General features: G+C 64.2%; 11 protein-coding genes. 5 read left to right on the plus strand and 6 right to left on the minus strand.

Going from position 1 to position 13,979, the window contains the following annotated elements:
- Positions 1 to 3: 3 nt before the first annotated feature.
- Entirely contained in the window at positions 4 to 2,544 is a 2,541-nt protein-coding gene (locus FHP89_RS03945) for a putative bifunctional diguanylate cyclase/phosphodiesterase (protein ID WP_144179150.1), read from the minus strand.
- Between the two features lie 118 nt (positions 2,545 to 2,662).
- Positions 2,663 to 5,491, minus strand: a complete 2,829-nt coding sequence (uvrA, locus tag FHP89_RS03950) for an excinuclease ABC subunit UvrA (protein WP_144179151.1) — start codon at positions 5,489 to 5,491, stop codon at positions 2,663 to 2,665.
- A 170-nt stretch (positions 5,492 to 5,661) separates the two neighbouring features.
- On the opposite strand from uvrA, the gene FHP89_RS03955 reads away from it, so the two are divergent.
- The 3 genes from FHP89_RS03955 (at position 5,662) to FHP89_RS03965 (ending at position 8,565) form a co-directional block, all read left to right on the plus strand.
- The gene (locus tag FHP89_RS03955) at positions 5,662 to 6,999 is read left to right on the plus strand and encodes an MFS transporter (RefSeq protein ID WP_144179152.1); all 1,338 of its coding nucleotides are present in this window, start codon (positions 5,662 to 5,664) and stop codon (positions 6,997 to 6,999) included.
- Positions 7,000 to 7,515 (plus strand): single-stranded DNA-binding protein, encoded by a 516-nt coding sequence (gene ssb, locus FHP89_RS03960; RefSeq protein ID WP_144179153.1) that lies wholly within the window; start codon positions 7,000 to 7,002, stop codon positions 7,513 to 7,515.
- A gap of 210 nt (positions 7,516 to 7,725) precedes the next feature.
- Entirely contained in the window at positions 7,726 to 8,565 is an 840-nt protein-coding gene (locus FHP89_RS03965; RefSeq protein WP_144179154.1) for a DUF4393 domain-containing protein, read from the plus strand.
- A 146-nt stretch (positions 8,566 to 8,711) separates the two neighbouring features.
- Here the strand turns inward: FHP89_RS03965 and FHP89_RS03970 are convergent, their stop codons facing one another.
- Both FHP89_RS03970 and FHP89_RS03975 read right to left on the minus strand, forming a co-directional pair.
- Positions 8,712 to 9,860 (minus strand): MalY/PatB family protein, encoded by a 1,149-nt coding sequence (locus tag FHP89_RS03970; RefSeq protein WP_144179155.1) that lies wholly within the window; start codon positions 9,858 to 9,860, stop codon positions 8,712 to 8,714.
- A 352-nt stretch (positions 9,861 to 10,212) separates the two neighbouring features.
- The gene (locus FHP89_RS03975) at positions 10,213 to 10,476 is read right to left on the minus strand and encodes a hypothetical protein (protein WP_144179156.1); all 264 of its coding nucleotides are present in this window, start codon (positions 10,474 to 10,476) and stop codon (positions 10,213 to 10,215) included.
- Between the two features lie 190 nt (positions 10,477 to 10,666).
- Here FHP89_RS03975 and FHP89_RS03980 point away from each other — a divergent pair, with 190 nt between their 5' ends.
- Positions 10,667 to 11,611 (plus strand): MBL fold metallo-hydrolase, encoded by a 945-nt coding sequence (locus tag FHP89_RS03980; RefSeq protein ID WP_144179157.1) that lies wholly within the window; start codon positions 10,667 to 10,669, stop codon positions 11,609 to 11,611.
- 7 nt (positions 11,612 to 11,618) lie between these two features.
- Here FHP89_RS03980 and FHP89_RS03985 read toward each other — a convergent pair whose 3' ends face one another.
- Positions 11,619 to 12,284: a tetratricopeptide repeat protein gene (locus FHP89_RS03985; protein ID WP_144179158.1), complete on the minus strand. Its 666-nt coding sequence runs from the start codon at positions 12,282 to 12,284 to the stop codon at positions 11,619 to 11,621.
- Positions 12,285 to 12,340: 56 nt separating this feature from the next.
- Between FHP89_RS03985 and FHP89_RS03990 the strand changes: the two genes are divergently transcribed.
- The gene (locus FHP89_RS03990) at positions 12,341 to 13,138 is read left to right on the plus strand and encodes a tRNA threonylcarbamoyladenosine dehydratase (RefSeq protein ID WP_144179159.1); all 798 of its coding nucleotides are present in this window, start codon (positions 12,341 to 12,343) and stop codon (positions 13,136 to 13,138) included.
- Here the strand turns inward: FHP89_RS03990 and FHP89_RS03995 are convergent.
- A complete protein-coding gene (locus FHP89_RS03995; protein ID WP_144179160.1) occupies positions 13,124 to 13,954 on the minus strand; it encodes a M23 family metallopeptidase in 831 nt (276 codons plus the stop codon). The two genes, FHP89_RS03990 and FHP89_RS03995, sit on opposite strands and share 15 nt — an antisense overlap.
- Between the last annotated feature and the right edge of the window lie 25 nt (positions 13,955 to 13,979).

Consider the following 13,979-nt stretch of genomic DNA (forward strand, 5'->3'; position numbering starts at 1 on the left):
CGTTCAGGCTGCGCGAGCGGGGCGCGGAGTGCCCGGTGCCTCGGCCGACGGTCGGCCAATGAGGTAGCCCTGCGCGTACTCGATGCCGATTTCTTCGAGCAAGGCGAGGATCTCGGCGCTCTCCACGAATTCGGCAATGACCTCAATGTCCAGTTCCCGCGCCAGCGCCGTGATGCTGCGCACGAAGACCTGATCGCGATCGTTGTTGAGCATGTTGGCGACGAAATCGCCCTCGATCTTGAGGAAGTCGAAGCTGAAGTTGCGCAAATAGTGGAAGGACGAAAAACCGGAGCCGAAGTCGTCGATCGCCAGCTTGAAGCCTTCGGCGCGCAACTCGGCGAGGAAGCGCTGCATCAGCGCCAGATTCTTGACCGTGTCGCGCTCGGTGATTTCGAACACGATGCGTGCCGGCGGGAAACCGGATGCGGCCACTATGTTGCGCAAGGTGGTGGTGAATTCCGACAGCACCAGCGCGCGCGGTGAGAGGTTGAAGAACAGGTAGCCGTCATAGTCGGTCTCTGCCACCTTGGCCAGCGCTGCTTCGATCACGATGGCGTCGAGCCGGTGGATGACGCCGACCTTCTCGGCGATCTCGATGAACTGGTCGGCGCGGACGATCTCGCCATTGATCTCGATGCGCGAGAGCACTTCAACCGCTGCGACCCGCTTGCTGGCCACGCCCATGATCGGTTGGAAGTAGGGTGTGATGCGCTTTTCGTCCACCGCCGCCAGTACCGCCACGCCCATCTCGGACAGATCGCGGAATACCGCCATCACGTCGGCGTTGGTGGGCAGGCGGACCCGCTCTTTGCCCTCGGCCTTGGCGCGATACATCATGGTGTCGGCAAACAGGAACAAGTCCTTGGCATCCGCCGCGTGATCGGGGAAGACGGCCACGCCGATGGATGCTGAGGCATGCACCTTGTCGCCGCTTTTAACTTGAATCGAGACATTGCGCGCCACCTCGAGCACACGCTGGGCCACGGTGTAGCCCTGCTCCATGTCGGCCTCCGGCAGCACCATCACGAATTCGTCGCCGCCGTAGCGCGCGAAGATGTCGCCCGGTCGCAGGGCTGCGCCGACGCTGCTGGCGAACTGCTGCAAGAACTGGTCGCCGCTGGCATGGCCGTAGTGATCGTTGATGAGCTTGAAGTTGTCCAGGTCGAGCAGCAGCAGGGTGAAGGGCACCGAATGGCGCTGGCTGCGACCGATTTCGTAACCGAGCAGCTCCCAGAACACCCGCTGGTTGTAGAGGCTGGTGAGCGGGTCGCGGGTGGCGTAGTACTCCAGGTCGCGGGTGTATTTGTGGATCGCCTTGATCGAGCCGACCACATTGAGCAGCGTCGACAGAATGCTCTCCAGCACCAGCATGTGGGTCTGGTCGCTCAGGGTTTCGGTATGCACGCCGATGCCGACGATGCCGCCAATCTTGGGTTGCGCCACAAACAAGGACTTCACCTTGAGCGCCAGCTCGGCGGTGTCGACCTCGTCGGTGAGCGGCTGCGTGCTGTCGTGGTGATGGCGCAGGGTCACCTCCGCGGGGCCCGACAGACGCGGGTGCGTCTGGACGGCGGCCGAAATTTGCGCCTCAATTTTTGCGCGCAGACGCTCGCTGGGCTGACCGTGCCAGAACACCTCGACGTCAAAGGCCTCGTCGTCGATCTGGAACACCGAAAACAGCACATGCACTTCGATCATCGCGTTGATGTCGCGTAGCAGCTGGGTGACATACTCGCGCCAGTCGCGGATCACCTCGGAGGTGATGACGAATTTCTCGAGCAAGCCGATTTCGAACAGCAGGATGTCCTTGTCCACCGCAATCGAGCGCAGCCGCAGGGCCAAGGTGCCCAGGGCGTGCTGGATGCGTTCGATTTCCTCGAAGCCTTGATGCGGACGGGGGTTGCCCAGCTGCTTGAGGTCGGCGACGGTGTTGATGGCGTTGACCTGCGCCTCGACGCTCTCGACGCTGCGGCCGATTCGGCGGCCGACCCACCAGACGGCGCCGGTGGCAATGCCGATGCCCAGCAGCAAACTGGGCATGGCGCTGAAAAAGAAGGCCCACAAGGCTTCGGACACCACCTGGGTGATCGGGGCGCGCACCTCGATGGCGCCCAGCACCTCACCTTCTTGAATCTGCTCGTGACAACTCAGGCAGCGCGCTTCGGCCTTGAGCGGGAAAACCGTGCGCAGCACGCCCTTGGTGCTTTGTTCCTGGGGGTGTCCGGTGCTGAGGGCCGTTTGCACCATGGCGTCGTTCGTGCGGCCGGTGTCGGGCGCCGGTGCCGCACTGTAGATGCGAATGGATTGGTCCGGATTGCTGGCGCGCAGCGCAGCTTCGAAGGCGCGTGCCTGGTCGGCGTTCCAGCCTGTGCTCATCACTTCGTAGAGCGCGGCCTGGGTCAGTCGGGCGTTTTCGGTGGCTTGCGTGCGCGCATGTCGGGTCAGCGTGTCTTCAAATCCACTGGTGACGGCAAACCAGCTGCCGCCGACAAAGACCAAGCCAACAATGGCGGATGTCAGCAGGATGAAGAGGCGGATGCTCATGGGCGTGGCCGTGACGATGCAGAGTGCCAGACGCTACGCTGCTTACCGTCAACGTCGTTTGCTTTGAATCAATTTTGCGAGGCAGTATCTGCCCGGAGATCACCGCCTGGTGCGGTTTCTACTCGATACGAGTAAGTATGGGCGCGAGGTATTTTCCGGTATGGCTGCCACGTGTGGCCGCGATGGTTTCGGGCGTGCCGGCGGCCAGAATGGTGCCGCCGCCGTTGCCGCCCTCGGGGCCGAGGTCGATCAGCCAGTCGGCGGTCTTGATCACGTCGAGGTTGTGCTCGATCACCACCACGGTGTTGCCGTGGTCACGCAGACGGTGGAGCACCGCCAGCAGCATCTCGATGTCCTGAAAGTGCAGGCCGGTGGTCGGCTCGTCGAGGATGTAGAGCGTGCGGCCGGTGTCGCGTTTCGACAGCTCCAGCGCCAGCTTGACCCGCTGTGCCTCGCCGCCCGACAGCGTCGTCGCGCTCTGGCCGAGGCCGATGTAGCCGAGGCCGACGTCGTCCAGGGTTTGCAGTTTGCGCGCCACGGTGGGCACCGGCGCAAAAAATTCCAGCGCCTGCGCCACGGTCATGGCCAGCACGTCGTGGATGGTTTTGCCCTTGTAGCGCACATCCAGCGTCTCGCGGTTGTAGCGCTTGCCGTGGCAGACATCGCACGGCACGTACATGTCGGGCAAAAAGTGCATCTCGACCTTGATCAGGCCGTCGCCCTGGCAGGCTTCGCAGCGCCCGCCCTTGACGTTGAACGAGAAGCGGCCCGGTCCGTAGCCGCGGGTGCGCGCCTCGGGTACGCCGGCGAACAGCTCGCGGATCGGGGTCAGCAGGCCGGTGTAGGTGGCCGGATTGGAGCGCGGCGTGCGGCCGATGGGCGACTGATCGACATTGATGACCTTGTCGAAAAAGGCCAGGCCGTCGACATGCTCGTACGGTGCCGGTTCGGCGTTCGAGCCATACAGATGGCGCGCCGCGACGGCGTACAGGGTGTCGTTGATGAGCGTGGATTTGCCTGAGCCGGACACGCCGGTCACGCAGGTGAACAGGCCCACCGGCAGATGCAGGTCGGTGCCTTTCAGGTTGTTGCCGGTGCAGCCGCGCAGTACCAGTTCGCGGTCTTCGCGCGGGGCAATGCGCTGCGCCGGAATGGCAATCGCGCGGCGACCCGACAGGTAGGCGCCGGTGAGCGAGTCGGGGTGCAGGAGGATGTCTTCGGGCAGCCCCTCGGCCACCACCTGGCCGCCGTGCACGCCGGCGCCGGGGCCCATGTCGACCACATGGTCGGCGGCGCGGATGGCGTCTTCGTCATGCTCGACCACGATCACCGTGTTGCCCATGTCGCGCAGGCGCTTGAGCGTGCCGAGCAGGCGGTCGTTGTCGCGTTGGTGCAGGCCGATGGAGGGCTCGTCGAGCACGTACATCACGCCGGTCAGGCCCGAGCCGATCTGGCTGGCCAGGCGGATGCGCTGCGCTTCGCCGCCCGACAGCGTGTCGGCCGAGCGTTGCAGGGTGAGGTAGTCGAGGCCGACATTGATCAGGAAGTGCAGGCGGTTGGTGACTTCGCGCACGATCTTGTCGGCAATCTGGGCGCGGTGACCGGTGAGCTGCAGGTTCTCGAAATAGTGGGCGCAGTCGCCCAGCGGCAGATGGCTCAGTTCGGGCAGGGTGCGGGTGCCGATGCGCACATTGCGGGCCTCGGCGCGCAGGCGGGCGCCGGCGCACACCGGGCAGGCCTGGGTGCCGCGCAGCTTGGCGAGTTCTTCGCGCACGGCCATCGAGTCGGTCTCGCGGTAACGGCGCTCCAAGTTGGGGATGATGCCTTCGAAGGGGTGTTCCTTAAGCACCGAGCGGCCGCTGTCCGACAGGTAGCGGAAGGCGATGGCGGTTTTGCCGCTGCCGTGCAGCACCACCTCGCGCACCTCGTCGGTCAGCTCTTCGAAGGGCGCCTCGATGTCGAATTTGTAGTGCTTGGCCAGCGAGGTGAGCATCTGATAGTAAAACTGGTTGCGCCGATCCCAGCCGCGGATCGCGCCGCCGGCCAGCGACAACTCGCGGTGCGCCACCACGCGCTGCGCGTCGAAGAATTCCATGGCGCCCAGACCGTCGCACTTGGGGCAGGCGCCGGCCGGGTTGTTGAAGGAAAACAGTCGCGGCTCGAGTTCAGCCAGCGCAAAGCTGCACACCGGGCAGGCGAATCGCGACGAGAACATGTGCTCGGCGCCAGAGTCCATCTCCAGCGCAATGGCGCGGCCCTCGGCATGGGTGAGTGCGGTCTCGAAGGATTCGGCCAGGCGCTGGCGGGCGTCGCCTCGCACCTTGAGCCGGTCGACCACCACATCGATGCTGTGGCGCTTGTTCTTGTCCAGCTTGGGCGCGGCGTCGAGGTCGACGACCTCGCCGTCGATACGCACCCGCACAAAGCCCTGCGCGCGCAGCTCGGAGAGCAGGTCGAGCTGTTCGCCCTTGCGGCTGGCCACGACGGGCGCGAGGATCATCAGCTTGGTGTCTTCGGGCAGCGCCAGCACATGGTCGACCATCTGGCTCACGCTCTGCGCTTCGAGCGGGTGGTCCGGGTGGTCGGGGCAGTAGGGCGTGCCAGCGCGGGCGAACAGCAGGCGCAGGTAATCATGAATCTCGGTGACCGTGCCCACCGTCGAGCGCGGGTTGTGGCTGGTGGCCTTCTGCTCGATGGAGATCGCCGGGCTGAGGCCTTCGATCAGGTCGACATCGGGCTTTTCCATCAACTGCAAAAACTGCCGCGCATAGGCCGACAGCGACTCGACATAGCGGCGCTGCCCCTCGGCATAGAGCGTGTCGAAGGCCAGCGAGGACTTGCCCGAGCCCGACAGGCCGGTGATCACCGTCAGGCGATTGCGCGGCAGATCGAGGTCGATGTTCTTGAGATTGTGGGTGCGTGCACCGCGAATGCGAATGTTGTCCATGCCGGGCTTTTTGTTACCGAGTTTGGACCGCGCCAGAGCGGGCCCATTGAGATCTCGCCGGCCAGCCTGTCAGTCAATCGTGCACTGCAGCCCGCCGGGCGCAACCTGCTAATATACGCAATTCACTTCGCCCGGACCAAGTTTCGACCCCCATGGCCGATACCGACACCATGACATCCGCCGAAAGGCGCACCGGCGCGTCGCTGGCAGGCATCTTTGGCCTGCGCATGCTCGGCCTGTTCCTGATCCTGCCCGTGTTCGCGGTTTACGCGCGCGGCGTGCCCGGCGGCGACAACCTCACCCTGGTGGGGCTGGCGCTGGGCATTTACGGCCTGACCCAGGCCTGTTTCCAGATTCCCTTCGGCATCGCGTCCGACCGCCTCGGCCGCAAGCCGGTCATCGTTTTTGGCCTGCTGCTGTTTGCTGCCGGTTCGGTGATGGCGGCCATGGCCGAGAGCCTCAACTGGATCATCGCCGGCCGCGCCCTGCAGGGCGCCGGCGCCATCTCGGCCGCCGTCACCGCACTGGCGGCCGACCTCACCCGCGAACAGCATCGCACCAAGGTGATGGCCATGATCGGCTCCAGCATCGGGCTGGTGTTTGCCATCTCGCTGGTCGCCGCGCCGCTGCTGTATGCCGCCATCGGCATGTCCGGCATCTTCTGGATGACCGCCGGGCTCGCGCTGCTGGCCATCGTGGTGCTGCGCCGCGTGGTGCCCAATCCGCCCAAGGTCGAAGCCAAGCCGGTGCGCTTTGCCGGCGTGCTGCGCGACACCCAGCTGCTGCGCCTCAATCTCGGCATCTTTACCCTGCACACGGTGCAGATGGCCATGTTCGTGGTGGTGCCGGCGGCGCTGATTGCCCGGGGTAACCTGCCGATCGCCGAGCACTGGAAAATCTATCTGCCGGCCGTGCTGGTCAGCTTCGCGCTCATGATTCCCGCGATCATCGTGGCCGAGCGCAAAAACCTGCTCAAACCTATCTTCATGGCGGCCATCGCGCTGCTGACGCTCACCCAGATCGGCCTGCTGTTCGGGCGTGAGCAGGTGTGGCAGATGGCGGTGTTGCTGGTCGCGTTTTTTGTCGCCTTCAATATTCTGGAAGCGACGCTGCCTTCGTTGGTGTCGCGTGTCGCGCCGCCGGCCTCGAAAGGCGCCGCTTTGGGCGTGTATAACACCAGCCAGGCACTTGGCCTGTTTCTGGGTGCCACGCTGGGCGGCTGGCTGAGCCAGCACGTCGGGCCCGACAGTGTTTTTGTCGTTACCGCGCTCATGGCGCTGCTGTGGCTGGGCGTGGCCATGACCATGTTGCCGCCGCCCAAAGTGGCCTCGCGCAGCTACCCGATCGCCGCAACGGTAGACATCGAGGCCGTACGCCGGCAAATTCTCGATTTGCCCGGCGTGCGCGAAGCCGTCATTGAACACGATGCGCGCATGGCGCATCTCAAAGTTAATCTGGACCGGTGGGACGAAGCCCGCCTGCGCCAACTGATAGGAGGAGAAGTCTGAATGGCATCGGTCAATAAAGTGATTCTGGTGGGTAACCTGGGCCGCGACCCGGAGATCCGCTACGCCCCGTCCGGCGACGCGATCTGCAACGTCAGCATCGCCACCACGGATACCTGGAAAGACAAGCAAACCGGCGAGAAGAAAGAGTCCACCGAATGGCACCGCGTGGTGTTCTTCGGCAAGCTCGCCGAAATCGTCGGTCAATACCTCAAGAAAGGCCGCGCCATCTATGTGGAAGGCCGCCTGCAGACCCGCAAGTGGCAAGACCAGAACGGCCAGGACCGCTACACCACCGAAATCCGCGCCAGCGAGATGCAGATGCTCGGCGGTCGTGAAGGTGGCGGCGGTAGCGGCGGCGACGCCCCCATGGACGACGGCGGCTACGACCAGCGCCCGGCCAGCCGTCCCGCGCCGCAACAGCAGCGCCCGCAGCAAGGCGGCGGCGGCAACAAGCCCGCGCCGGCCAGTGGGTCGGGTGGTGGGTTTGGGGATTTTGACGACGACATTCCGTTCTGAGAGGTTGTCTGGTAGGAATGAACAAATAAAAGGAGCCCTTTGAGGGCTCTTTTTTTGTCGACATCACGTAATGTCTAATGAAAAAGAGAGATAAACCCAATGGACATAACGGATGTTTGCTTCGTACTATTTCGTTGTGCCAAGCGCGCGGGCAAGTAGCTCCGTTTAGTGGCCAGGTGGTTTTCTAAGAATCCTATTGAGGGGGAGGCTATGACGGCAAACGATCCACTGGAGGTGGCGAAGGGCAGCGTGTCGCTCGTTGCGGAGGTGGTCAAGGTAGCTGGAGATAGTCCACAGGTCAGAGAAGCGGCCAATAACCTTGGACAGACGGCCGTCACGCTGACGCAGACGATCAACAATGTTCTGGTCCCTTTGGCGGCAATCAATTTTGCGTTTGACAAAGCAAGAGCCTATTTTTCTGACAAATTTAGGCAGGACATTGCAGCGAAAGCTGAAGCTATTCCGGCTGAGTGTATTGTCGAGCCTAAAGCGTCTATTGCGGGGCCGACCTTGCAGGGGCTTGCCTTTACGCATGAGGAAAAAAACCTCAAAGAAATGTACTTGAATCTTCTTGCAACGGCCATGGACGGTCGGTCGGCGTCGGTAGCTCATCCTGCGTTTGTTGAGATCATTAAGCAGATGGATAGTGAAGATGCGAGATTGGTCCGCGATACGCTTCAAACTTCCGATTCAATTCCTATCGTTCAGATTGTCAAAACACTGGATAACGCTGGTGGGCACAGCATTCTCGCGAGGCATTTTCTGAATCTTCTGGATACGAATACTGGGGAGGCTGTTGAGGATCTTGGGGTGCCAGCAATGATCGACAACTGGATCCGACTTGGACTAGTTGAAGTCACATACGATAAATACCTCGCGGATCCAGACAGTTACTCTTGGGTGGAAAAAAGACCGGAGTTCCAACGCTTGGTACACGAGTCGCAGGCCGAAGGAGTGAGGGTAGAAAAAAAGCGGGGCCTTCTTTGTCGGACCGATCTGGGCGAGAGATTTGCAAGAGCTGTCGGTCTGTTGTCGCCGTATAGTGACTAACAAGCGCAACCGGGTGGAGCGGATAAGGTGAAGGCGTTCGTCGTCGTATGAAGTGATCGAAGTTTGGTATCTGGTGGATAGAACATCGCCAATACGCCGCCAACAAGCGACGAAAGGCGGGTGATCGCCCGGGCTCTCGTTTGGTTTTAGCGACTCGCTAACGCTGCGCCCATCCGCCGCAAGCCTTCATCCAGCGTCTGGCGCGGGCAGCCAAAATTGAGTCGAACGAAGCCCGGCGGGGCGCTGAAATGGCGGCCGTCGGAGAGGCCCACGCCGTGGTCTTCGAAGAAGGCGGCGGGGTCGGTGAGGCCGGTGTCGCGGCAGTCGATCCAGGCGAGGTAGGTGGCTTCGGGGCGGGTGGTGCGCAGGCCGGGGATGGTGGCGATGGCGTCGACGAGGCGGTCGCGGTTGCTGCGCAGGTAGTCGATGAGGGCGCGGCGCCAGGGGTCGCCGTCGCGGTAGGCGGCCTCGGTGGCGACCAGACCGAGCACATTCGGGTGCGGGATGAGGCCGCGCATGGCGCGTTGGTAGCGTTTGCGCAGCGCGGCGTCGGGGATGATGGCGAAGCTGGCGTAGAGCGGGGCGATGTTCCAGGTTTTGCTGGGCGCCATGAGGGTGATGCTGCGCCGGGCGATGGCCTCGTCGAGCGCGGCGATGGGGGTGTGGGTGCCGTCGAGCACGAGGCCGCAGTGGATATCGTCGGAGCAGACGATGAGGTTGTGCGCCTCGGCGCGCTCGGCTAGGGCGGTGAGTTCGTCGCGGGTGAACACGCGGCCGACCGGGTTGTGCGGGTTGCATAGCAGGAGCATGCGGGTGCGCGCGTCGATGGCGGCGTCCACGGCGTCCCAGTCCCAAGCCCAATGGTTTTCGTCTTCAACCAGCGCGACGGTTTGCAGGGTGCGCCCGGTGTTGGCGGGGGCGTGCAGAAAGGGCGGATAGACCGGCGTGGCGGTGAGCACGCCGTCACCCGCCTCGCCAGCGATGGCGCAGGCGACATTGAAGCCGGTGACCACGCCGGGCAGCCAGACCAGCCAGTCGGGGTCGATGCGCCAGTCGTGGTCGCGTTCGATGCTGTGTACAACGGTGTCGATCAGCGATTGCCAGGGGCCGGCGTAGCCGAACACCTTTTGGTCGATGCGCGCATGCAGGGCGTCGAGGATGGGTTGCGCCGTGGCGAAATCCATGTCGGCCACCCACATGGGCAGGATGTCGCGGCCGGCGTAGCGCGCCCATTTTTCGTCGGGGATGGCGCGGCGGTCGATGACGGTGTCGAAGTCGAAGGTCGGGGTGGTCATGGGCGGGACAGGGTTGGACGGGATGTCTCGAGTGTAGGGAGTTGGGGCCGTCGGTGTCACGCGCACATGGCAGGTCGTGTGTGAAAAACCGTCAGCTTGCGCGGCGGTTGGCGTTTGATGCGAGGTCGTGCCGTAGGGTGGGCGGCTTGCCGCCCACCATGCATCGGTTGTGTATGGGGCATCGCTGGTGGGCGGCAAGCCGCCCACCCTACGACCACGACCGCGAGGCCTTCGCCAGATCGCGGGCAGCGAGCAAAGCGAGCTTGGGGGCCCGGTCATCCGCCGGGCCGCCCCAAGGATGAGCGCAGCCCCCTCGGGGGGCAGCGAGCAAAGCGAGCGTGGGGGCCTTCCTCTACACCCCGCCGCCGTGATGTTCGACAAAATGCTTGAGCACCATCTTGAGCATGCTCAGGCGGTGCTTGTCGCCTTTGGCGCGCGCGGCTTCGATGTCGTCGCAGATCATGCGTTTGATGCGCTTTTCGCCGCTGGCGGTGTGGGTGAGGTAGTTGCCGAGCTCGACGGCGACCATTTCGGGCAGGTGTTCATGCTCCGCGATGGCGAGGATTTCTTCTTCGGTGAGTTCGGAAAGTTCAATACAGTCCTGAATCGTTAGCATGATGGCTCCCTCCTTATTGGACGCGCGAGGGGTGGTATCACCGGATTCAGGCTGCGCCGGCGATACCGCTCGGCGTCATGACGTTTTGGTTACAGTAAATCACTGATACACATTCGAAAGATTGATCCGTGGCAATCGCTTGGCGGATGCCCGCTAAAATGAGCGCCATGCTGATTCAATGGAGAGTGGAATGTCGGTGCTGATCCCCTGGCCGGACGATATTTATGCGGTCGATGCGTGTTACATGCGGCCGCAACTGGCGGCAATTCATCTGATCCGCTCGGGCGACCGGGTGGCGATTGTCGATACCGGTAACAACGCGTCGGTGCCGCATGTGATGGCGGCGCTGGCCGAGCTTGGGTTGGGTGCCGAGGCGGTCAGTCATGTGCTGCTCACACACATCCATCTTGACCACGCGGGTGGCGCGGGCGCCTTCATGGCGGCCTGTCCGAACGCGACGCTGGTGGTGCATCCGCGCGGCGCGCGGCATATGGCCGATCCGTCCAGGCTGTGGGCGGGCACGGTGGCGGTGTATGGCGAGGCTGACGCGACGGCGCGCTACGGCGAGATTCTGCCGATTGCGGCCGAGCGCATCGTCGAGGCGACCGACAATCTGATGATCGACCTGAACGGGCGGCCGCTGCGGGTGGCCGATACGCCGGGGCATGCGCGGCACCATGTGTGCTATTTCGATGAGCGCAGCCGGGCATGGTTTACCGGCGATGTGTTCGGACTCTCGTATCGCGAGCTGGACCGCGATGGCAAGGCCTTCGTGTTTCCGAGCACCACGCCGGTGCAGTTCGACCCGCCGGCGCTGCATGAATCCATCGACCGGCTGATGGCGGCCGAGCCGAGCGCGATGTATCTCACCCATTTCAGCCGGGTCACCGATCTGCCGCGGCTGGCGGCCGATCTGCATCGCCTGATCGATGCGCATGTGGCCATCGCCAAGGCCGGCGCGGGCGCGATCGATCATCGTCACCAGATTATCCGCTCCGGGCTGTCGGCGCTGTTGCGTGAAGAGGCCCGTCGTCAGCAGTGGACGCTGGACGAGACGGCGTTGTTCGATCTGTTCGAGGTGGACCTCGAGCTGAACGCGCAGGGCCTGGAGGTGTGGCTCGATAGCGCGGCGTGATCCGGCGCTAGGGTTTTTTGTCCAGCGCCTGAAATTTGGCCTGGGCGCCGCGGTCGCCCTGCAGCGCGGCTTGCAGGTACCAGTGGCGGGCGAGGCGGGTGTCTTGCGCAACGCCATAGCCTTCTTCGTACATGTGGCCGATCAGGTATTGCGCGCCGGGGTCACCGCCGTTGGCCGCGGCGCGATACCAGTGGGCGGCTTGGGCGTAGTCCTGCGCCACGCCCTGACCGAGAAAATACAGCGTGGCCAGCGAAATCTGCGCTTCCATGTGGCCTTGCTCGGCGGCGCGGCGATACCACTCGGCCGCGGTCGAGAATGACCGGGTGACATGGTCGCCGTGGTCGTAGAGCAGGGCAAAATTGAACTGCGCCTGCGGTAGGCCGGCTTGCGCCGCGCGGCGCAGCCATTGCCACATCGCGTTGGGGTTGTCGGTATGTGCTTCGCCGCGGTAGAGCATCATGGCCAGGTTGAACTGGGCGAGACGGTTGCCGCGGCGCCCGGCCACTTCGAAATACTGCGCGGCCGTGGCATGATCGCCGCCTTCGTAGGCTTCGGTGCCGCTTTGTGCCAGGCGCATGGTCTCAAGGGTTTGGGCTTGTGCTTGCGTGGTGGCCGCGCCCGTGGAAAACGACAACGCAAGCGCAAGCGCCAGGGCAAGGGGTCGAAAAGGCATGTGGGGCTCCGGCGGGTTTTTCGTTGGAGCTTCATGCGCTCTTGGAGTTCAGTGAAATGAGCAATTCGCAGTCAGTGGATCGCGCGCGGCGCTTTGGGGGCGTGGCGCGCTTGTATGGCGAGGCCGCGCTGGCGCGTTTGCAGCAGGCGCGCGTGGTGGTGGCCGGTATTGGCGGCGTGGGCTCGTGGGTAGTCGAGGCGCTGGCACGCAGTGGCGTGGGGCATCTGCGCCTGATCGATCTTGACCATGTGGCCGAGTCGAACATCAACCGCCAGATCCACGCGCTCGACGACACGCTCGGCCAGGCCAAGATCGAGGCCATGGCGGCGCGCATCCGGCTGATCGACCCGGGCATCGTCGTTGAATGCATTGATGATTTCGTGACCGAGGCCAACGTGGCCACCACGCTCGCCGGGCCGGTTGATCTGGTGGTTGATGCGATCGATGATCTGTCGGCCAAGGCCGCGATCGTGCTGCATTGCCGGCGCCACGGCATCCGCCTGATCACGTTGGGCGCGGCCGGCGGCCAGACCGATCCGACGCGGATCGTGATTGGTGACTTGTCGCGCACCGAGCAAGACCCGCTGCTGGCCCGGCTGCGCAAGCGCTTGCGGCAGAAGCACGGATTTTCGCGTAATTCGGGGCGCCGCTTTGGCATTGATGCGGTGTACTCGACCGAGCCGCTGCGCTACCCCGAGGGCAGCTGCGACGCGGTGGTCGGGCCGGCCGGGCTCAACTGCGCCGGCTTTGGCTCCAGCATCGCGGTGACCGCCAGCTTTGGCCTGGCGGCGGCCAGTCGGGCGATCGATCGGCTGCTGGTCGCCGCGCCCGCCCCCGACTCAGCGCAGGAATAAAGCCGGGTCGACCGGCGTGCCATTCAAGAACACGCTCCAGTGCAGGTGCGGCCCGGTGGCCCGGCCGGTCTGACCCACGGTGCCAACCGTCTTGCCCTGCGCGACCGGGGTGCCGGCGGCGATGGCGACGCTGTCCAGGTGGCAGAACATCGAGATCAGGCCTTGGCCGTGGTCGATGAACACCGTGTTTCCGTTGAAGAAAAAATCGCCCACATGGGTGACCACGCCGGCGGCCGGCGCCACGATCGGCGTGCCTTTGCCGGCCGCGATGTCGAGCCCGCGGTGGGGGGCGCGCGGCTGGCCATTGAAGGTGCGGCGCAGACCAAAAGCGCTGGAGCGGCGGCCGGGCACGGGCGTGACAAAGTCGAGCTGCACCGCGTCGGTGTCGCGGAACAGGGTCTTGACTTCATTTTGCGTCGCCGCCTCGGCCTTGATACGCCGCAGGTCGGCCGGGTCAGGCTCGACCATGCGCTGGTTCTTGAGGCGCAGGTGCTGTACGGGATAGGCTTTGTCCTTGAGCGTCAGGCTCAGCGCCGAGGTCTTGCCCTGGCGGCTCACGGTAACGCTGTGCTTGCCGGGGGCGAGATCCAGTGGCAGACCGATCCAGGCCGTCCACTGCGCGTCGTCGCGCAGCACCAGCACCGGGGCGTCGCCAAAACGCACCGTTGGCCGCGCCTCGCTGGCTGGCGCGATGCTGAGTCGGGCGATGCCGCCGGGCACCAGTGCGGGCGTCGGGGCGCCGAGCGCCCAGGGGCTGACAAGGCAGAGCGCGGCGGCCAGCAGGGCGCGACGCCATGGGGGCAGGGATGTCATCATGGGCGCATGATAACGACTTGTGCCG

This window comes from Denitromonas ohlonensis (assembly GCF_007625205.1).
GTDB lineage: Bacteria > Pseudomonadota > Gammaproteobacteria > Burkholderiales > Rhodocyclaceae > Nitrogeniibacter > Nitrogeniibacter ohlonensis.

Excerpts from the sequence above, each read along its gene's own strand:
- FHP89_RS03975 (WP_144179156.1), bottom strand. The coding sequence starts at position 10,476 with ATGCTAACGATTCAGGACTGTATTGAACTTTCCGAACTCACCGAAGAA.
- FHP89_RS03990 (WP_144179159.1), top strand. The coding sequence starts at position 12,341 with ATGAGCAATTCGCAGTCAGTGGATCGCGCGCGGCGCTTTGGGGGCGTG.
- FHP89_RS03965 (WP_144179154.1), top strand. The coding sequence starts at position 7,726 with ATGACGGCAAACGATCCACTGGAGGTGGCGAAGGGCAGCGTGTCGCTC.
- FHP89_RS03945 (WP_144179150.1), bottom strand. The coding sequence starts at position 2,544 with ATGAGCATCCGCCTCTTCATCCTGCTGACATCCGCCATTGTTGGCTTG.
- FHP89_RS03995 (WP_144179160.1), bottom strand. The coding sequence starts at position 13,954 with ATGATGACATCCCTGCCCCCATGGCGTCGCGCCCTGCTGGCCGCCGCG.
- FHP89_RS03980 (WP_144179157.1), top strand. The coding sequence starts at position 10,667 with ATGTCGGTGCTGATCCCCTGGCCGGACGATATTTATGCGGTCGATGCG.
- ssb (WP_144179153.1), top strand. The coding sequence starts at position 7,000 with ATGGCATCGGTCAATAAAGTGATTCTGGTGGGTAACCTGGGCCGCGAC.
- FHP89_RS03985 (WP_144179158.1), bottom strand. The coding sequence starts at position 12,284 with ATGCCTTTTCGACCCCTTGCCCTGGCGCTTGCGCTTGCGTTGTCGTTT.
- FHP89_RS03970 (WP_144179155.1), bottom strand. The coding sequence starts at position 9,860 with ATGACCACCCCGACCTTCGACTTCGACACCGTCATCGACCGCCGCGCC.
- uvrA (WP_144179151.1), bottom strand. The coding sequence starts at position 5,491 with ATGGACAACATTCGCATTCGCGGTGCACGCACCCACAATCTCAAGAAC.
- FHP89_RS03955 (WP_144179152.1), top strand. The coding sequence starts at position 5,662 with ATGACATCCGCCGAAAGGCGCACCGGCGCGTCGCTGGCAGGCATCTTT.